The following is a 17,703-nucleotide window of genomic DNA, read 5'->3' on the forward strand; positions in this document are numbered from 1 at the left end:
AGGATACCAATGACCTCCAACCCCGGAAATTCCAGGCGCACCTTCGCGATCATCTCGCATCCTGACGCTGGCAAGACCACGTTGACCGAGAAGCTGCTGCTGCAAGGCGGCGCGATTCACTTGGCGGGCGAGGTGAAGGCACGCGGGCAGGCCCGGCGCGCGCGATCGGACTGGATGAAGATCGAGCAGCAGCGCGGTATTTCAGTCACATCCAGCGTGATGACCTTCGAACGCGATGGCGTGACCTTCAACCTGCTCGACACGCCGGGGCACGAGGATTTCTCCGAAGACACCTACCGCACGCTGACCGCGGTCGATTCCGCCATCATGGTGATCGATGCGGCCAAGGGTATCGAGCCGCAGACGCGCAAGCTGTTCGAAGTCTGCCGGCTGCGCAGTGTGCCGATCATCACCTTCATCAACAAGGTGGACCGTGAAGGCCGCCCGGTGTTCGAGCTGCTTGACGAGATCGCGGATATGCTCGCGCTTGATGTCTCGCCGCAGATGTATCCCGTCGGCATGGGCGGCCAGTTCCAGGGCATTCTCGACTTCGCCAGCGGCAGCGTGGCGCGGCCCGAGGGAGGGTCAAAGGAATTTCTCGGCAAACGAGATACGAATGCAGACCTGCCTGCTGAAATCGCCGAGAATGTCGAGCTGGCGCAGATCGGCTATCCCGAATTCGACCTCGAGGCTTATCGCAATGGCGACCTGACCCCGGTCTATTTCGGATCGGCGCTGAAGAATTTCGGGGTCGAGGAACTGATCGATGCGATCGCGAAATATGCCCCGCCGCCGCGCCCGCAGCCGGCCGGCGAGGAGCAAATTCCGCCGACCCGTGACGAGGTGACCGGCTTCATCTTCAAGGTCCAGGCCAATATGGACCCCAACCACCGTGACCGGATCGCCTTCATGCGCATGGTTTCAGGCACCTTCAAACGCGGCATGAAACTGACCCCTTCGGGGCTGGGCAAACCGATCGCGATCCACTCACCGATCCTGTTTTTCGCGCAGGACCGCGAGCTGGCCGACACCGCCGAGGCGGGCGACATCATCGGCATTCCCAACCACGGCACCTTGCGGGTGGGCGATACTCTGAGCGAGAAGAACCAGATCCGCTTCACCGGCCTGCCCAATTTCGCGCCGGAGATCCTGCGCCGTGTGGTGCTGAAGGATCCGACCAAGACCAAGCAGCTGAGGAAGGCGTTGGACGATCTCTCTGAAGAAGGGGTGATCCAGGTCTTCTATCCGGAGATCGGGGCGCAATGGATTGTGGGCGTGGTCGGCCAGCTTCAGCTCGAAGTGCTGATTTCGCGGCTGGAGGCGGAATACAAGGTCGAGGCCGGGCTCGAAGCATCGCCATTCGCCACGGCGCGGTGGCTGAAGGGGACAGAAGCGGCGCAGAAAAGCTTCGAGGACTTTAACCGCGCCAATCTTGCGCGCGACCGCGATGGCGATCTGGTGTTCATGGCCAGGAGCCCGTGGGACGTGAGTTACCAGGCCGAGAAGAACCCCGAGCTAACCTTTTCCGCCACCAAGGAACGGTAGGCTTGCAGGCCGTGTGGCTTCGCGGCATGGATGCGCCATGATTTTCGCCGGACCAAACTCTCAAACCTTTATCTCGCAGCGCCTGCGGCTCAACTATGTCGATTGGGCCCAGACTCAGAAGGACCGCGGCAAACCGCCGCTGGTGCTGGTACATGGCGGTCGTGACCATGCGCGCAGCTGGGATTGGGCCGCCGAACAATTGTGCCAGGATTGGCATGTGGTGGCGATGGATCACCGCGGGCATGGTGACAGCGATTGGGTGTCGGACGGCAATTACCGCGCCAATGACATGGTCTATGATCTGGCGCAGTTGATCCACCAGCTTGGTGTCGGCCCGGTCACGATCGTCAGCCATTCGATGGGCGGCAATGTCGCGCTGCGCTATGCCGGGGTGTTTCCCGATATGGTCAGGAAGATCGTGGCGATAGAGGGGCTTGGCCCCAGCCCGCAGCGGCAGGCGGAAATGCGCTCTACGCCCTATCCGGAACGCTTCGCCGAATGGATCGGCAACAAGCGCGCCGCATCGGGGCGATTGCCGCGCAAATACAAGTCGATCGAGGATGCCTTCGCACGCATGATCGAGGAAAATAGCTACCTCACCGAAGAGCAGGCGCGGCATCTCACCATTCACGGCGTCAACCGCAACGAGGATGGCACCTTCAGCTGGAAGTTTGACCCGCATCTCAATGTCTGGGGTGTGGAAGACATTGCCGACGAGTTCCTGCACCAGGTCTGGGGCGCAATCACCTGCCCCACACTGCTGCTCTATGGCGCGGACAGCTGGGCTTCGAACCCGGCCAGGGACGGGCGGATCAAGCATTTCAACAATGCCGAAGTGATCGAGTTCGAGCAGGCGGGGCATTGGCTCCACCACGACCAGTTTGACCGCTTCATGGCAACCCTGCGGGATTTCCTCTGATGGCTGACTTCTTTGACTCCCTGAACGATAAGCATGTCGAGATGATCGGCAAGCAGCCGGTGTTCTTCGTCGCCACGGCTGCCGAGGGCGCGCGCATCAACCTCAGCCCCAAGGGCTATGACGCCTTCCGCGTGCTCTCGCCCACACAGGTCGCCTGGCTCGATCTTGGCGGTTCGGGCAACGAGACCCATGCCCACCTCGCCGCCGATGGCCGCATCACGATCATGTTCTGCAATTTCCAGCAGCCTGCGCTGATCCTGCGCATCTATGGCCGCGGGCGGGCGGTCTTGCCGCAGGACAATGAATGGAGCGATCTGGCGGCGCATTTCACGCTGCTGCCCGGCACGCGCCAGATCTTCGTGATCGATGTCGAGAGCGTGCAGACCAGCTGCGGCTGGGGTGTGCCGGTTATGCAACTGGAGCATGAGCGTGCAACGCTGGTCAAATATCATGCGCAGCAGGACCCGGACAAATGGGTTGCCAAGGCTGGTTCGCGCGACCGGAGCATCGACGGTTTGCCTGCGCGCCCCACCGATCGCTACATTGCTGGCGAGCCGGAAGCAGGACCGGGCTGAGCGCCGCCAGGTGGAGCTGACTTTCGCCAGCTACAACATCCACAAGGCAGTGGGCCTTGACGGGAATCGCGACCCCGATCGGATCATCGCTGTGCTGCGCGAGATGGACGCCGATATCATTGCCTTGCAAGAGGCTGACCGCCGCTTTGGCCAGCGCGCATCGGTTCTTCCGCGCGCGCTGCTTGATGACACGCATTGGCGACCACTGGCAGTCGCTGAGCGGCCGCGAAGCCTGGGCTGGCATGGCAATGCCCTGCTGGTGCGGCGCGAGATCGACTGCACGCTGGCCGAGCCGCTTGACCTGCCCACACTCGAACCGCGCGGAGCGGCGCTGGGGGAACTTGTCGTCGAAGGGCAGAGCCTCAGGATTCTTGGCGCGCATCTCGATCTTTCAGGCCTCAGGCGCAGGGACCAGATCCACGCCATGCTGAAACAATGCGCGAGCAGGCTTGCCATGCCGACGGTTATCATGGGCGATTTCAACCAGTGGGGGCGCCTGACCGGCGCCATGCAGGCCTTTGGCGTGGGCTGGCAGCAGATCACTCCAGGGCCAAGCTATCCCGCGCGGCGACCGGTTGCCCCGCTCGACCGGATCGTGGCGACGCCCCACTGGGACTATATCGATAGCGGCGTCCATCACAGCGCGCTGGCGGCTCAGGCATCGGATCACCTGCCGGTCTGGGCGCGGCTGCGCTATGCCTAAAATCTAGGCGTGAGATTAATAAATAGGCATTATATCGACTTTTGCCTTATTTGCAGGCAGGCCTCGTTACGCCGTAAATCATAATTTATCAGCAGCTTGCATAAAATGGCACGGCTTTTGCTGTTCTCTTCGAGCCGGGATGGGCCCGGTGCGCAGAAGGGGGCAGAGATGAAGTTCATCATCGCCGTAATCAAACCATTCAAGCTCGATGAAGTCCGCGACGCGCTGGGCAATATCGGGATCGCGGGCATGACCGTGTCCGAAGTCAAGGGATTTGGCCGCCAGAAGGGCCAGACCGAAATCTACCGCGGAGCGGAATATTCCACCAATATGCTCCCCAAGGTGAAACTGGAAATCGCAGCCAGCGACGAGATTGCCGCGCAGGTCGTCGAGACGATCCAGCAAGCCGCCAACACCGATGCCATCGGTGACGGCAAGATTTTCGTCCTCGATCTCGCTTCCGCCACCCGGATCCGCACCGGCGAGACCGGCGACACGGCGCTATAATGACAAGGGGTTCACCAATGATCCGCAAATTCGTTACCGGCACAGGGGCGCTTGGCGCTTCGATGTTTGCCGCAAGTGCTGCCTTCGCGCAGGAAGCCGCCGAGGCAGTGGCAGAGACGGTGGCCGAAGCCGTTCCGGCCGAGGCTGTCGAAGCAGCCGCTGCTGTCGCCAATCCCGGCAATAATGCCTGGATGATGACCGCGACCATACTCGTCCTGCTGATGATCCTGCCAGGGCTGGCGCTGTTCTATGGCGGCCTGACCCGGCAGAAGAACATGCTCAGCACCATGACGCAGGTCGGCGGGGCGGCCTGCCTCGCCATGCTGATCTGGGTTGGCTGGGGCTATTCGCTCTCGTTCGGGCCCGCCGCTCCCGAGGGAATGCTGGGCGCCTTCATCAGCGGTGGCAGCTATTTCCTCTCGAGTGTCACGCCTGACAGCACGGCTGCGACCTTTTCTGACGAAGTGATCAGCGAGTATGTTTTCGTCAGCTTCCAGATGACCTTCGCCGCCATTACCGCGGCGCTGGTGCTGGGCGCCACAGTAGAGCGCATCAAGTTTTCGGCTGCGATGCTGTTCACGGCCATCTGGCTGACAATCGTCTATTTCCCGATCGCGCATATGGTGTGGGCGGGCGGTGGCCTGATCTTCGAATGGGGCGCGCTCGATTTTGCCGGCGGCACCGTGGTGCACATCAATGCCGGTGTCTCGGCGCTGGTGCTCGCCATGTTCCTCGGCAAGCGCAAGGGCTACCCAACTGAACCCATGCCGCCGCACAGCCTCACGCTGACGCTGGTTGGCGCCGGTTTGCTGTGGGTGGGCTGGTTCGGATTCAATGCAGGTTCGGAACTCGAAGCTGATGGCATTGCCGGGCTGGCCATGATCAACACCTTCGTGGCCACCGCCGCAGGTGCGCTGGGCTGGATGTTGATGGAAAAGCTGGCCGGTCACAAGGCGTCGGCGCTCGGCTTTGCCTCGGGCATCATTGCCGGCCTGGTCGCGGTGACCCCGGCTGCCGGCAACAGCGGACCGCTTGGTGCGATTGTGCTGGGCCTGGTGGCTTCGGCAATCGCCTATTACGCGGTTGCCAAGCTCAAGCCGAAGCTGGGTTATGATGACGCGCTCGACGTGTTCGGCATCCACGGCATCGCCGGGATCGTTGGCGCAATCGGCACGGGGATCGTCTATTCCCCGGCTCTCGGCGGACCGGGCGATGCGGCTGAATATGTCATGAGCGCGCAAGTCTGGATCCAGATCAAGGCCGTGGTCGTGGCAATACTGTGGGCCGGAATCGGCACGGCGATCGCCGCCATCATCGTCAAGGCAGTTATCGGCCTGCGGGTTACGCCAGAGACCGAGCATGACGGCCTCGACATCGGCGAGCACGGAGAGCGCGCCTATAATTGATCAACCAGTTTGGCGGGGTGAGGAACCTCTCTCTCCTCTCCCTCCTCCCCCGCCTCACCTTGTTCCTCCTGCGAACAAACCAACTTGGAAGGGCCGGAGCCAGCCGCTCCGGCCCCTTTTTTGTCAGCCACTTAAGTGGCAGAAATATCACATGGCTGTGGCCAGATAGCGTCGGTATGAAGCGCGCTATTGTGTCGGCACGCAATTCGAATCAATTTCCGCGCATTTCGGGATGCAACGCCCGATTTTAGTGGAGAGACCCCATGCAGAAATTGACTACCCTTCGTGCCATATTGCTCGCAGGTTGTGCCACTGGCCTAGTCGCAAGTCCGGCAATGGCGCAGGACGCCGGAAGTGAAGAGGCCGAAACCGGCAACGTTATCATCGTCACGGCGACCAAGCGCGATTCAACAATTCAGGATGTGCCTTTCTCGATCAACGCGCAGACGGCTGAGGACATTCAGCGTTCGGGCGCAGTGACACTGGAAGACCTGTCGCGCAATGTGGCTGGTCTGTCGGTGCAGAACCTCGGCCCGGGGCAGAGCCAGGTTTCCGTGCGCGGCGTATCCGCCGGCCAGGTCGTGCGCGATCAGCCCGGGGTGAAGGAACAGGTTGGCGTCTATCTTGACGAATCGGTGATTTCGCTCTCGCTGTTTACGCCTGATCTCGATCTGTTCGATCTCAACCGGGTGGAAACTCTGCGCGGCCCGCAAGGCACGCTGTTCGGCTCCGGTTCGGTTGGCGGCACCATCCGCTACATCACCAACCAGCCCAAGCTGGGCGTCACGGAAGGTGCGGTCGAAGCCAACCTCAACCTGATCGATGGCGGCGACGTAGGCGGGCATCTCAAGGGCGCGGTGAACGTGCCGCTAAGCGATATGGCGGCGGTTCGTGCGGTTGGATACTACACCAAATATGCTGGCTTCGTTGATGCACTCGGCCCGGCAGGCGGGGAAGACGTCAATGATGGCGAGCGTTACGGCGGGCGCATCGCGCTGACGCTGGAGCCAAGCGACGGGATCTCGATTACGCCGCGGATCGTCTATCAAAAGGTCGAAGCGAACGGGTTCAACCGGCAGGAATTCTACAGCCTGTTCGCCAACCCGTTCACCACCACCCGCCCTCCGGTGCAGCTGGGTGAGCGCGAGCAATATCTGCTCCTGCGCGAAGGGTTCGAGGATGAAACGATCATCGCGGACCTGACGATGAATTTCGATATCGGCGGCGTCACGCTGACCTCGGTATCGAGCTACATCGATCGCAATATCGTGGTGAGCCGCGATGCCAGCGCGCTGACCGGTTCGGTCTCGGTTGACCTTGGCTTTCCCGATGAAGCGGTATTGCTGCCGTCAAACCTGATCGACACCACCAAGCTGGAAACCTTCACCCAGGAAGCGCGGCTTGCGTCGAACACCAGCGGGCCGCTGCAATGGCTGATCGGGGCGTTCTATTCCGATACCAAGCGCGATTATAACCAGCGCCTGCCAACACCGGGCTATGATGCCTTTACGGATCAGGTGCTGGGCGCGGGAACCTCAGCCGCGGTGGCCAACGGCTTCCCGGCCGATTCACCGTTCAATTCCGATCTGCCTTACGATATCGAACAGCTTGCGATCTTCGGCGAGACTAGCCTGGCCGTGAGCGATGCTCTCACGGTCACCGTTGGCGGGCGCTACTACGATTTCGAAGAGACCCGCACGATTACATCCGGCGGCCTGTTCGCCAATGGTGACAGCGGGGTGGTGGACGAAACCTCTTCCGATGGTTTCACGCCGCGTTTCCTGGTCAGCTACGAACTTAATCCGAATGTTACGGTGAATGCCCAGGTTTCGCGCGGCTTCCGCCTTGGCGGGGTTAACGATCCGCTCAACACCCCTCTGTGCAACCCGCAGGATCTCGCGCTGTTTGGCGGCTTTCAGGATTACGAGGACGAGAAGCTGTGGAACTACGAAGTGGGCGTGAAGACGCAAGGAAGTGGCTTTACCTTCAATGCGGCTGGTTTCTATAATGATATCAGCAATCTGCAGGTCACGCTCGATGCCGGAAGTTGTTCGTCACGGATTGTCTTCAACGTCGAGGAAGCCCATTCTCTCGGGCTGGAGTTCGAGCTTGGGGTAAACCCAGTGCAAGGCCTGAATTTCAACCTGTCGGGCAGTGTGATCGAATCCGAATTCGACACCACCCTGCCCGAACCGCTGGCCACGGCTACTGGCATTCGCGAGGGCAACCGCCTGCCTTCCGTGCCCGAGTTCCAGCTGACCGCCAGCGGCAGCTACGAATGGGATTTGGCAAGCGGCACAATCGCCTTCCTCGCCGCCTCGTTCCAGCACGTCGGCTCTCGTTTCACACAGCCTGCGGACCAGGAAAACAACCCGCGCACTTTCGTGCACGGCCTGCCGTTTGGAGGCGCTCCGGCGGATGCATCGACCACTGTCAATCTGCTGCTGCCCGATTATCAGCTGGTCAATATCAGCGCCGGGTTGGAATTCGACAGGGGCCTGTCATTGACGGCTTACGTCAACAATCTGTTTGACGAGAACGCCTTGCTCTCGTTCGATCGCGAACGCGGCGGACGGGCGCGGCTTGGCTACAACATTGGCCAGCCACGGACGTTCGGTATCACTGCCCGCCAGACCTTCTGACCGGAGGTTAGTTCGGAGAATTCGGGGGGCGGGCCGAAAGGTCCGCCCCCTTTTTGTTTGGCGAGGCTCAGCTTGGTGCGGCTTTCACGAAATCGGCGCAGCGCTCGCCGATCATGATGCTCGGCCCATTGGTATTGCCGCTCACGATCTTCGGCATGATCGATGCGTCGGCAATCCACAGCCCCTCGATCCCGCGTGCCTTGAGCTGCGTGTCGACCACGCTCCCCTCGTCCGCGCCCATGCGGCAGGTGCCGACGGGGTGATAGACAGTGTCGGCACGGCTCCGGATCAGCTGGTCGAGTTCGGCATCATTGTCGATATTGATCGGATGCCGGTCGACCGGGTGATAATCGGCCAGTGGCGGAGCACTGACGATCCTGTGCGACAGCCGCACGCCTGCGCGCATCACCGCCATATCACGCTCGTCATCAAGGAAATTGGGATCGATCCGCGGCGCATCGGCGGCGTTGTCTGAATTCAGGCGCACCGTGCCCCGGCTTTCGGGGCGCAGCGCGCAGGCATGGAGCGAGAAGCCATGCCCGTTCACTTTCTCGCGGCCATGATCTTCCAGCACGGCCGGAACGAAATGCCACTGCACATCGGGTGCGGGGGCATCAGGCATCACCTTCCAGAAGCCGCCGCTTTCGGCATAACAGGTGGTCATGATCCCGGTGCGGTGGCGGCGATGCTCGATGATCGCCTTGATCATCCGCCAGGTACCCGCCAGCGAATTGCCGATCGGGTCGGTCGATTCAGTCGCCCAGCCCGAGACGTAATCGATATGGTCCTGCAATTCGCTGCCGACAGCAGGCTTGTCGAGCGCGACGTCGATCCCGTGCTGTCTGAGATGCTCGGCCGGGCCGATGCCCGAGAGCATCAGGATCTGTGGACTGTTGAACGCGCCGGCAGACAGGATAACCCCATGCCGCGCCTTCACCACTTCGCGTTTGCCGCCGCGCCTGATCGCGACTCCGGTGACCCGGCCTTGCTCGATCACCAGCTTTTCGACCAACGTGCCGGTGCGGATATCGAGATTGGGCTTGCCCCGCAGCGGCTCGACATAGGCGCGCGCGGCTGACCAGCGCTCACCGCCCTTCTGCGTCACCTGGTAAAGCCCGAAGCCTTCCTGCTTCTCGCCGTTGAAATCCGCATTGCGCGGCAATTGCAGCTGCGCCGCGCTGTCGACAAAGGCGGTGCTGGTGGGATTGGGCCATTTCTGGTCGGCAACCGACAGCGGGCCATCGGCGCCGTGATAATCGCTTCCGCCCCTGATGTTGCCTTCGCTGCGTTTGAAATAGGGCAGCACGTCATCATAGGCCCAGCCGCTGCAACCCATCGCGGCCCAATTGTCATAGTCCCACTTGCCGCCGCGAATATAGACCATGGCATTGATCGCGCTCGAACCGCCCAATCCCTTGCCGCGCGGCTGGTAGCCGATCCGGCCATTGAGCCCTTTCTGCGGCACGGTCTCATAGCGGTAATTGGCGTTCTTCAGCAGGAAGGGCATGAAGCCTGGCGTCTTGACCAGTATGTTGTTGTTGCGCCCGCCTGCCTCAAGCAGGCACACCGTCTTGCTGCCATCCTCGGCCAGCCGCCCGGTAACCGCGCTGCCCGCGCTGCCGCCACCGATCACGATATAATCGAACGTGTCCATGCTCTCTCCTCTAGAGCGGATTTCGCTCTGACTGCGTCAGACTGCCCGCCCTAATCGTTTGTTTTACCGCGATTTCCAAGTCGCACAGCGATTCCACTGCGCTCGAAATCGCTCTATGGGGAGAGTGTTAGGCAGGCTCGCCCTGTCCCGCAATCGGGTTTTGATCGGCCACTGGGTTTTGGATAGCCGCTGCGCCTTCCTGCCGCGCCAGCCAACGCTCGCGGATCGTGTCGGATGTGTCGCGGCTGCCGTCATGGCTCCAGCCCGGTTCGCGTAGCAGATATGACAATTTGTGCTGCCACGGCGCGCGCCAGATATCCTGCACCATGCCGATCCATTCGTGGAACACGGCCCACAGCAGGTTGAAACTGCCCAATTGCCTGATGATGCCATAGCGGATCGGCTCCCGGTCATCTTCGGGCTCGAAGGTGCCGAACATCTTGTCCCACACGATGAACACGCCGGCATAATTGCGGTCAAGATAGCGCGGGTTGGTGGCATGGTGAACACGGTGGTGGCTGGGCGTGTTCATCACCGCTTCGAACCAGCGTGGCATCCGGTGGATCGCCTCGGTATGGATCCAGAACTGGTAGATCAGGTTGAACCCCGCACAAATGGCGATCATCACGGGGTGGAAACCGATCAGCACCAGCGGCAGGGCGAAGGCGAAGCCGAAGGTCAAGGCCCCGGTCCAGCTTTGCCGAAGCGCGGTCGAAAGGTTGTAATGCTGGCTTGAATGGTGGTTCACATGCGCCGCCCACATCCAGCGAATGCGGTGCCCGGCGCGGTGGACCCAGTAGTACTTGAGATCGTCGAGCACGAAGCACAGTGGCCAGGCCCACCACACGCTCCACCATTCGGGGCCGAAATCGACCAGGCGAAATTCCCACACGGCCAGGAACAGCGCGAAGAATGCCCCGCCGGTCAGCAGGCCGGCAACCGTGCTGCCGAGGCCAAAGGCCAGGCTGGTAAGCGTATCGCGCGGCTCATAGGCGTCGGGGCGCCTGCGCCAGGCCCAGATCATCTCGATCAGCACCAGCGCAACAAATCCGGGCACGGCATAATCGGTAGGCGAGAAATCAGGCATGACCCTGCGATCCTAATGCATTTACAGCGTCAGCCCAAGCGTCAGGGTCAGCGATGTCCAACGAAACTTTGCCATAGCGGCGCTCGCCGCTGTCAACCACCAGCATTCCGTCTGTCTGCCATGCGCGCGCCGTTGGCCCCAGGATTCGCCCGGCAAACTTGTTTCCATGCGGCTTCAGCAGCAGGATCCGGCCAGCAGTATCGCGCAGGATCGCGGCCTTGCCATCGCGGTCGACGCAAGTCTCGCGTGGCTGGAAACCGTCCGCCACTTCGCCCGCAGCTTTGTGCGCCGCATCCGCATCGGTCAGCTTGGGCATGCCGCCAAGCCCCAGCGCATAGGCAATCCAAGCCAGCGCGAGGATGGCGACCAGCGAGCCAAGGAACTGGAGAATTTCAGGCGGCAAATTCATCATCTTGCCAATTGGCACGGCGCGAACTTTGCGGCAAGCTGCGATGTAGAAGGGGAATTCCGATGAAATCAATTTCCAGACTGCTTGCCGTCACGGCATTGGCCGCTGCGCCGCTCGCCGCACAGGAAGCAGATCCCGTTGCGCAAGTAACAGCGCAACAAGAGCGAACCGAGCGGGTTGCCCGGCAGCTGTGGGATTGGGCCGAGCTTGGCTATCTTGAACGGCGATCAAGCGGTTTGATGATGGAAGAGCTTGCCGCAGAAGGTTTCACCATCCGCGCAGGCATTGCCGAAATCCCGACCGCCTTTGTAGCGGAATGGGGTAAGGGAGGTCCGGTGATTGCGATTCTGGCGGAAATGGATGCGCTGCCCGGTATAAACCAGTCGGTCTCGGCAGCGCGCGATCCGGTTGATGGAAAGGGGGCTGGCCATGCCTGTGGCCACAATCTGTTTGGCGCGGGATCGCTGACTGCTGCGATTGCGGTCAAGAACTGGCTCGAGGCTACCGGCACGCCGGGCCGCATCCGGCTGTATGGCACCCCCGCGGAAGAAGGCGGATCGGGCAAGGTCTACATGACCCGGGCCGGGCTGTTCGACGATGTCGATATTGCGATTCATTGGCACGCCGATGATGAAAACAGCGCCGCCGCGCAAACCAGCCTGGCCAATCGTTCGGCCAAATTCCGTTTTCACGGTATTTCAGCCCATGCCGCGGGCGCGCCCGAGCGCGGCCGCTCGGCGCTTGACGGGGTCGAGGCGATGAACACGATGGCCAATATGATGCACGAGCACATGCCGCAGCAGGCACGGATGCATTACGTGATCACAGCAGGCGGCAATGCGCCCAATGTCGTGCCCGATTTCGCCGAAGTATTCTATTACGTGCGCCATCCCGATCCCGAGGGTGTCGAGGAAATCTGGGCAAGGCTGGAAGACGCGGCACGCGGCGCGGCGCTGGGCACCGGCACCAAGGTCGATTGGGAAATCATCCACGGCAACAATCCGTTGCTGGTCAACGAAACGCTGGCGAGGGTGATGGATGCCAAGCTGCGCCAGGTGGGCGGGGTCGATTATACGGACGAAGAACGCGCATGGGCGGCGGAGATCCAGCAATCGCTGGGAGATGCAGCCAAGCCGCTTGAAAGCGCGGCTGAAGTCCAGCCATACGAAAAGAGCCTGGGGTACGGTTCAACCGATGTGGGGGATGTTTCATGGGCCACGCCGACTGTGGGCGTGCGCACCGCGACATGGGTGCCCGGCACCAGCGCGCATAGCTGGCAGGCGGTGGCTGCAAGCGGCCATTCGATTGGCGTCAAGGGAACGCAGGTCGCCGCCAAGGCGATGGCACTGATGGCGGCCGAGCTGTTCACCAACGAAGAATTGCGTGCGGAAGCCAAGGCCGAGTTCGACCAGTCGCGCGGCCCGGATTTCCAGTATCGCTCACTATTGGGAGATCGTGCGCCTCCCCTCGACTATCGCAAATAGGCCTTGGGGATTGCCCGTAGCTAGCCCCGGGCCTGCGCGGCGAACATGTCCATAACCGGGCGGACCGGCGACACGTCATAACCGGCGTTTCGCGCTGCAGCGGCGATTTCATCGGGATCAACGCCGCTGCGCGCCTGCGCCAATGACCACAGCAGCGTCGATCGTGTCCCGCTGCGGCAATAGCCCAGCACCTTGTTGGCACCGGCCAGCGCTTGCTCCATTGCCTCTACTTGCGGTTCGCTGAAGCCCGAATGGCCGATCGGGATGGCGATGTAATCCATGCCAGCGGCACGGGCGGCGGCTTCGATTTCGGGGCCTTGCGGCTCGTCGGGCGCCTCCCCGTCTGGCCGGTTGTTGATCACCAGCGTCACGCCCGCCTGGGCCGCTGCTGCTATATCGGCCGGCCTGACTTGCGGGCTGACCATCATGGTTGGCGAAAGTTCGCGAAACTCGCTCATCGCATTGTCTCCGTATTTGCGCACAGGATTGGTGCGATTCGCCTGACTCATCACCCAATTGCAAGCTCCGGCGCAAGCATTTGCAGCAACGAACAGAATGCGAAAATGTCACATTTTTGCGGCAATAAGGGAGGCGATGTTAAATTATTCGCCTCGTAGGGCTTTGTGCGCTATGTTACATGCATTCAGGTAGGGGTTGCGGCATTTATGTCGCGATGTCTGCCGAGCAACGATACCGTCTTCCGTTCACGGTATCGATGTGAGTTTGTTCGGGCGGAGAGACAAGGTACGAATTAAGTTATGGGTTACGATAGAGGGCGCCGCCGGGGCCGGGACAAGCGCGACGGATTCGGCGAAGACGGCTTCGATCCCTTCGGTGGCGGCGATAATTTCCCCCCACGCGACAATTTTGGGCAGCAGGATCGATTCGGTGGTGGTGGCCGTGGATTTGGTGAAGATCGCAGCCCCGGTGGCGGTGATCGCTTCGGCGGTGGCGGCGGGCGCGGCCCCGGAGGCGGTGGCCGCGGACCTGGCGGAGGCGGCGGAGCCGGAGGCGGCGGTTTCAATCGCATGCCTGCACAGGTCGTCGGCACTGGCAAGGGAACGGTCAAGTTCTTCAATGGCCAGAAGGGCTTCGGCTTCATCCAGCAGGACAGCGGCGGCGAAGATATCTTCGTCCATATCAGCGCGGTTGAGCGTGCGGGGCTAGAGAGTCTTGCCGAAGGCCAGGAGCTTGAATTCAACCTGGTGGACCGTGGCGGCAAGGTTTCCGCCCAGGATCTGCAGGTTGTCGGCGATGTGATCGCGGTAGAAAAGCGCCCTGCGGCGCCGCAGCGCGAGCTGACCGGCGAAAGGGCCACTGGTACCGTGAAGTTCTTCAATTCGATGAAGGGCTTCGGTTTCCTGGTGCGCGACGATGGCCAGCCCGATACTTTCGTGCACATCAGTGCTGTCGAACGTTCGGGGCTCCAGGGTTTGAATGAGGGCGAACGTTACGAGTTCGATCTCGAAGTCGACCGGCGAGGGAAGCACTCGGCGGTCAACCTCGCCCCCGTCCAGGGTTGATCACCTGCTTGGCGCGGTCAATTGACCGACCGCCTGCCAGCATTTAAACGACGCGGAATGGCGGTCCTTGGGGCCGCCATTTCTCATTTGTCCGATTCGAAAATTGCCTGAGGTTTCACCCATGTCGATCTCTCCCCTGATGCCTGTCTATCCCCGCTGCGGTGTGCGCCCGGTGCGCGGCGAGCACTGTCATCTGATTGATGAAAACGGCACGCGATATCTCGATTTCGCCAGCGGTATCGCGGTAAACCTGCTCGGACATTCGCATCAGGGCCTGATCAAGGCGATCCAGCAACAGGCTGAAACCCTGATGCATGTTTCGAACCTTTACGGCAGCCCGCAAGGCGAGAAACTGGCGCAGACGCTGGTTGACAACACCTTTGCCGACACGGTCTTTTTCACCAATTCGGGTGCTGAAGCAGTTGAAACCGCGATCAAGACCGCGCGCGCCTATCACCAGCATGATGGTGACGAGACCCGGTTTGAACTGATCACATTCAAGAACGCCTTTCACGGGCGCACCATGGCCACAATCAGTGCATCCAATCAGGAAAAGATGCACCACGGCTTCTCTCCGCTGCTTGCGGGCTTCAAATACGCCGAGTTCGATGATCTGGAATCGGCCAAGGCATTGATGGGCCCGCATACGGCTGGGTTCCTGGTAGAGCCGATCCAGGGTGAAGGCGGTATTCGCCCGGCATCTGACAGCTTCATGAAGGGCCTGCGCGAACTGGCTGACCAGCACGATCTGATGCTGGTGCTCGATGAAGTGCAATGCGGGGTCGCGCGGACCGGTACGCTCTACGCCTATGAACAATACGGGATCGAGCCCGATATCCTGGCGACGGCCAAGGGAATCGGTGGCGGCTTCCCGCTTGGCGCCTGTCTGGCGACGGAAAAGGCGGCGCGCGGCATGGTGTTTGGCACGCATGGCTCGACTTACGGCGGTAATCCGCTGGCGATGGCTGCTGGAAGTGCGGTGATGGAAGCTGTCGCCAATGATGAGTTTCTCGCATCGGTGCGCGAGAAGGGCGAGCGCCTGCGCAGCCGGCTTGAGCAGTTCATCGGCAATTATCCCGAATTGTTCGAACTCGTGCGCGGCAGGGGTTTGATGCTGGGGATCAAGATGAAGGCCGAAAGCAGGCCATTCTTTGTCCACCTGCGCGACAATCACCAATTGCTGACCGTAGCTGCCGGCGACAACACGCTGCGGGTGTTGCCGCCGCTGGTAATCGGCGACGCCGAAATTGACGAATTTTTTGAAAGGCTTTCGGCTGGGACGGCGAGCTATTCGCCGGATGCGTGATGTCGCAGCCGCGTCACTTCCTCAATCTCCGCGATGCGGGTGGAGACGCAATCGCTGCGATGCTGAACGACGCGATCGACCGCAAGTCAGCTCGCAAGGCTTTGCCGAAAGGTGAACCCGATACCGATCATCCGCTCTCGGGGCGGGTGCTGGGGATGGTGTTTGAAAAGAGTTCGACCCGGACAAGGGTGAGCTTCGATATCGCCATGCGCCAGCTTGGCGGCGGCACGCTGGTCCTCGATGCGGCGTCGAGCCAGCTCGGTCGCGGCGAGACCATAGCCGATACTGCGCGCGTGCTCAGCCGAATGGTTGATGCGATCATGCTGCGAACTGACGACCATGCCAAGATCGAGGAAATGGCGCAGCATGCCAGTGTACCGGTGATCAACGGCCTCACCGATCGGTCGCATCCATGCCAGATCGTGGCAGACCTGCTGACAGTGATCGAGCACGGCAAGCCTCTGCCTGGGCTAGAGGTCGCATGGTTCGGCGATGGCAACAATGTGCTGCATTCGATCCTTGAAGCGGCTGCATTGATGAAGTTCAACGTAAGAGTGGCCACCCCGAAGGGTTATGAGCCGGAACCGGAATTTGTGGACATGGCGCGGGCAAGCGGATCGATTGTCACGCTTACTCAGGATGCAGCCGCTGCGGCGCAGGGCGCGGATGTCATTGTGACCGACACCTGGATTTCGATGGGGCAGGCACATGCTGAGGAAAAGCTCGCCGCAATGGCGCCCTATCAGGTCAATGATGCGTTGATGGGCAGGGCAAAACCTGATGCAATCTTCCTGCATTGTTTGCCGGCGCATGTCGGGGATGAAGTAACTGAAAGCGTGTTCGAAGGCTCGCAATCGGTTGTGTTCGACGAAGCGGAAAACCGCATCCACGCGCAAAAGGCGGTGCTGCGCTGGTGCTTTGGTCAACTCTGAACCTTTGGCACGCCGGGCTCTTATCTTCTGCTGCCCATGGCCCATATTGCCCGCATGACAGACTTGCCTGAAACCTTTGCAGACCAGATTCTTGGCTTCAGTCTGCCGTCTCGCGATGCGCGCGGACGCGCAGTGAGGCTGGATCGCGTGCTCGATCAAGTCCTCAGTGCGCATGATTACCCTGCACCGGTCAAGCACCTATTGGCGGAAGCTCTGGTGATTGCGGCTCTGATGGGAAGCCTGCTGAAAGAGGAAGGTGCACAGCTGACGATGCAGGCGCAAACGCAGCAGGGGCCGGTGCGCTTGCTCGTTTGCGACTATCGCGATGGCGAGTTGCGCGGCTATGCCGATTTTGACTCGGCCGCGCTCAAGGGGCTGGGCGCGAATACGTCGCTTGCGGCGCTGTTCGGGCAGGGAGCGCTTGCCGTTACCTTCGAGACTGGCAAAGGTCAGCGATACCAGGGGATTGTGCCGCTGGAGGGAGCGTCCTTGGCTGCCGCTTGTGAGCGTTATTTCTATCAGTCGGAACAAGTTCCGACCTTGCTCAAGGTGGGGGCGCGGGCAACAGAAAGCGGATGTGTAGCAGGTGGATTACTGCTTCAGCATTTGCCCGCAGGAGAGGAAGGGCGCGAGCGGCTGAACGCGCAACCGGATCATCCTGACTGGGAGCACGTCGCAATATTGGCGGGAACCCTCAGCCATGCCGAACTGGTCGATCCTGCGTTGTCGATGGAGGCTATCGCGTGGAGGTTGTTCCACGAGGAAGGCGAGATCAGGGCAGAGCCCGGCGCGCGCCTATCCAAGGGCTGCCGCTGCACTGTGGCGCATTTCGAAAGTGTCATTGCCCGATTCCCGCATTCCGAGCGCGATGAAATGCGCAACGATGCAGGTGAAATCGTGGTGGACTGCGCTTTTTGTTCGCGTGAGTTCGTTCTTCGCCACTAATTCGGTTCGCCGCTGTTCAGGACCGGTTTATCGCTAGTTAGCTAGCATGGGAGTCAATACACGCGG

Annotated in this window: 16 protein-coding genes; 12 read left to right on the forward strand and 4 right to left on the reverse strand. The window is 61.1% G+C overall.

Features of this window, described 5'->3' with window-relative positions:
• Positions 1 to 9 precede the first annotated feature (9 nt).
• The 7 genes from ACX3VQ_RS07610 to ACX3VQ_RS07640 all read left to right on the forward strand — a co-directional run bounded on the left by ACX3VQ_RS07610 (position 10) and on the right by ACX3VQ_RS07640 (position 8,297).
• A complete protein-coding gene (locus tag ACX3VQ_RS07610) occupies positions 10 to 1,545 on the forward strand; it encodes a peptide chain release factor 3 (RefSeq protein WP_462580269.1) in 1,536 nt (511 codons plus the stop codon).
• 37 nt (positions 1,546 to 1,582) lie between these two features.
• Entirely contained in the window at positions 1,583 to 2,464 is an 882-nt protein-coding gene (locus ACX3VQ_RS07615) for an alpha/beta fold hydrolase (protein ID WP_462580270.1), read from the forward strand.
• Positions 2,464 to 3,039 (forward strand): pyridoxamine 5'-phosphate oxidase family protein, encoded by a 576-nt coding sequence (locus ACX3VQ_RS07620; protein WP_462580271.1) that lies wholly within the window; start codon positions 2,464 to 2,466, stop codon positions 3,037 to 3,039. The genes ACX3VQ_RS07615 and ACX3VQ_RS07620 overlap by 1 nt, the downstream gene beginning before the upstream one ends.
• The gene (locus tag ACX3VQ_RS07625; protein WP_462580273.1) at positions 3,008 to 3,742 is read left to right on the forward strand and encodes an endonuclease/exonuclease/phosphatase family protein; all 735 of its coding nucleotides are present in this window, start codon (positions 3,008 to 3,010) and stop codon (positions 3,740 to 3,742) included. The genes ACX3VQ_RS07620 and ACX3VQ_RS07625 overlap by 32 nt, the downstream gene beginning before the upstream one ends.
• A gap of 168 nt (positions 3,743 to 3,910) precedes the next feature.
• A complete protein-coding gene (locus ACX3VQ_RS07630) occupies positions 3,911 to 4,249 on the forward strand; it encodes a P-II family nitrogen regulator (protein ID WP_462570646.1) in 339 nt (112 codons plus the stop codon).
• Positions 4,250 to 4,266: 17 nt separating this feature from the next.
• Positions 4,267 to 5,655: an ammonium transporter gene (locus tag ACX3VQ_RS07635; RefSeq protein ID WP_462580274.1), complete on the forward strand. Its 1,389-nt coding sequence runs from the start codon at positions 4,267 to 4,269 to the stop codon at positions 5,653 to 5,655.
• Between the two features lie 263 nt (positions 5,656 to 5,918).
• The gene (locus tag ACX3VQ_RS07640; protein WP_462580276.1) at positions 5,919 to 8,297 is read left to right on the forward strand and encodes a TonB-dependent receptor; all 2,379 of its coding nucleotides are present in this window, start codon (positions 5,919 to 5,921) and stop codon (positions 8,295 to 8,297) included.
• Positions 8,298 to 8,364: 67 nt separating this feature from the next.
• Here the strand turns inward: ACX3VQ_RS07640 and ACX3VQ_RS07645 are convergent, their stop codons facing one another.
• The 3 genes from ACX3VQ_RS07645 to ACX3VQ_RS07655 form a co-directional block, all read right to left on the reverse strand.
• On the reverse strand, positions 8,365 to 9,951 hold the full coding sequence (locus tag ACX3VQ_RS07645) for a GMC family oxidoreductase (RefSeq protein ID WP_462580277.1): 1,587 nt from the start codon (positions 9,949 to 9,951) through the stop codon (positions 8,365 to 8,367).
• 127 nt (positions 9,952 to 10,078) lie between these two features.
• The gene (locus tag ACX3VQ_RS07650; RefSeq protein WP_462580278.1) at positions 10,079 to 11,038 is read right to left on the reverse strand and encodes a sterol desaturase family protein; all 960 of its coding nucleotides are present in this window, start codon (positions 11,036 to 11,038) and stop codon (positions 10,079 to 10,081) included.
• Complete coding sequence (locus ACX3VQ_RS07655; protein ID WP_462580280.1) at positions 11,031 to 11,450, reverse strand: hypothetical protein; 420 nt, start codon at positions 11,448 to 11,450, stop codon at positions 11,031 to 11,033. The genes ACX3VQ_RS07650 and ACX3VQ_RS07655 overlap by 8 nt, the downstream gene beginning before the upstream one ends.
• Before the next feature lie 59 nt (positions 11,451 to 11,509).
• On the opposite strand from ACX3VQ_RS07655, the gene ACX3VQ_RS07660 reads away from it, so the two are divergent.
• Positions 11,510 to 12,931, forward strand: a complete 1,422-nt coding sequence (locus tag ACX3VQ_RS07660; RefSeq protein ID WP_462580281.1) for an amidohydrolase — start codon at positions 11,510 to 11,512, stop codon at positions 12,929 to 12,931.
• 20 nt (positions 12,932 to 12,951) lie between these two features.
• Here ACX3VQ_RS07660 and ACX3VQ_RS07665 read toward each other — a convergent pair whose 3' ends face one another.
• Positions 12,952 to 13,440: a protein tyrosine phosphatase family protein gene (locus ACX3VQ_RS07665; protein WP_462580282.1), complete on the reverse strand. Its 489-nt coding sequence runs from the start codon at positions 13,438 to 13,440 to the stop codon at positions 12,952 to 12,954.
• A 249-nt stretch (positions 13,441 to 13,689) separates the two neighbouring features.
• Here ACX3VQ_RS07665 and ACX3VQ_RS07670 point away from each other — a divergent pair, with 249 nt between their 5' ends.
• From ACX3VQ_RS07670 to hslO, 4 genes are all read left to right on the forward strand, one after another.
• Positions 13,690 to 14,454, forward strand: coding sequence for a cold-shock protein (locus tag ACX3VQ_RS07670; protein ID WP_462570637.1), 765 nt, complete (start codon positions 13,690 to 13,692; stop codon positions 14,452 to 14,454).
• Positions 14,455 to 14,575: 121 nt separating this feature from the next.
• A complete protein-coding gene (locus ACX3VQ_RS07675; protein ID WP_462580283.1) occupies positions 14,576 to 15,760 on the forward strand; it encodes an acetylornithine transaminase in 1,185 nt (394 codons plus the stop codon).
• Entirely contained in the window at positions 15,760 to 16,692 is a 933-nt protein-coding gene (argF, locus tag ACX3VQ_RS07680) for an ornithine carbamoyltransferase (protein WP_462580284.1), read from the forward strand. The genes ACX3VQ_RS07675 and argF overlap by 1 nt, the downstream gene beginning before the upstream one ends.
• A 36-nt stretch (positions 16,693 to 16,728) precedes the next feature.
• Positions 16,729 to 17,637, forward strand: a complete 909-nt coding sequence (gene hslO / locus ACX3VQ_RS07685) for an Hsp33 family molecular chaperone HslO (protein WP_462580286.1) — start codon at positions 16,729 to 16,731, stop codon at positions 17,635 to 17,637.
• The last annotated feature ends 66 nt before the right edge of the window (positions 17,638 to 17,703 follow it).

Source organism: Altererythrobacter chaiwopuensis, assembly GCF_054957735.1.

Excerpts from the sequence above, each read along its gene's own strand:
- hslO (WP_462580286.1), top strand. The coding sequence starts at position 16,729 with ATGGCCCATATTGCCCGCATGACAGACTTGCCTGAAACCTTTGCAGAC.
- ACX3VQ_RS07675 (WP_462580283.1), top strand. The coding sequence starts at position 14,576 with ATGTCGATCTCTCCCCTGATGCCTGTCTATCCCCGCTGCGGTGTGCGC.
- ACX3VQ_RS07650 (WP_462580278.1), bottom strand. The coding sequence starts at position 11,038 with ATGCCTGATTTCTCGCCTACCGATTATGCCGTGCCCGGATTTGTTGCG.
- ACX3VQ_RS07665 (WP_462580282.1), bottom strand. The coding sequence starts at position 13,440 with ATGAGTCAGGCGAATCGCACCAATCCTGTGCGCAAATACGGAGACAAT.
- ACX3VQ_RS07620 (WP_462580271.1), top strand. The coding sequence starts at position 2,464 with ATGGCTGACTTCTTTGACTCCCTGAACGATAAGCATGTCGAGATGATC.
- ACX3VQ_RS07655 (WP_462580280.1), bottom strand. The coding sequence starts at position 11,450 with ATGATGAATTTGCCGCCTGAAATTCTCCAGTTCCTTGGCTCGCTGGTC.
- ACX3VQ_RS07640 (WP_462580276.1), top strand. The coding sequence starts at position 5,919 with ATGCAGAAATTGACTACCCTTCGTGCCATATTGCTCGCAGGTTGTGCC.
- ACX3VQ_RS07615 (WP_462580270.1), top strand. The coding sequence starts at position 1,583 with ATGATTTTCGCCGGACCAAACTCTCAAACCTTTATCTCGCAGCGCCTG.
- argF (WP_462580284.1), top strand. The coding sequence starts at position 15,760 with ATGTCGCAGCCGCGTCACTTCCTCAATCTCCGCGATGCGGGTGGAGAC.
- ACX3VQ_RS07670 (WP_462570637.1), top strand. The coding sequence starts at position 13,690 with ATGGGTTACGATAGAGGGCGCCGCCGGGGCCGGGACAAGCGCGACGGA.
- ACX3VQ_RS07610 (WP_462580269.1), top strand. The coding sequence starts at position 10 with ATGACCTCCAACCCCGGAAATTCCAGGCGCACCTTCGCGATCATCTCG.
- ACX3VQ_RS07645 (WP_462580277.1), bottom strand. The coding sequence starts at position 9,951 with ATGGACACGTTCGATTATATCGTGATCGGTGGCGGCAGCGCGGGCAGC.
- ACX3VQ_RS07660 (WP_462580281.1), top strand. The coding sequence starts at position 11,510 with ATGAAATCAATTTCCAGACTGCTTGCCGTCACGGCATTGGCCGCTGCG.
- ACX3VQ_RS07635 (WP_462580274.1), top strand. The coding sequence starts at position 4,267 with ATGATCCGCAAATTCGTTACCGGCACAGGGGCGCTTGGCGCTTCGATG.
- ACX3VQ_RS07630 (WP_462570646.1), top strand. The coding sequence starts at position 3,911 with ATGAAGTTCATCATCGCCGTAATCAAACCATTCAAGCTCGATGAAGTC.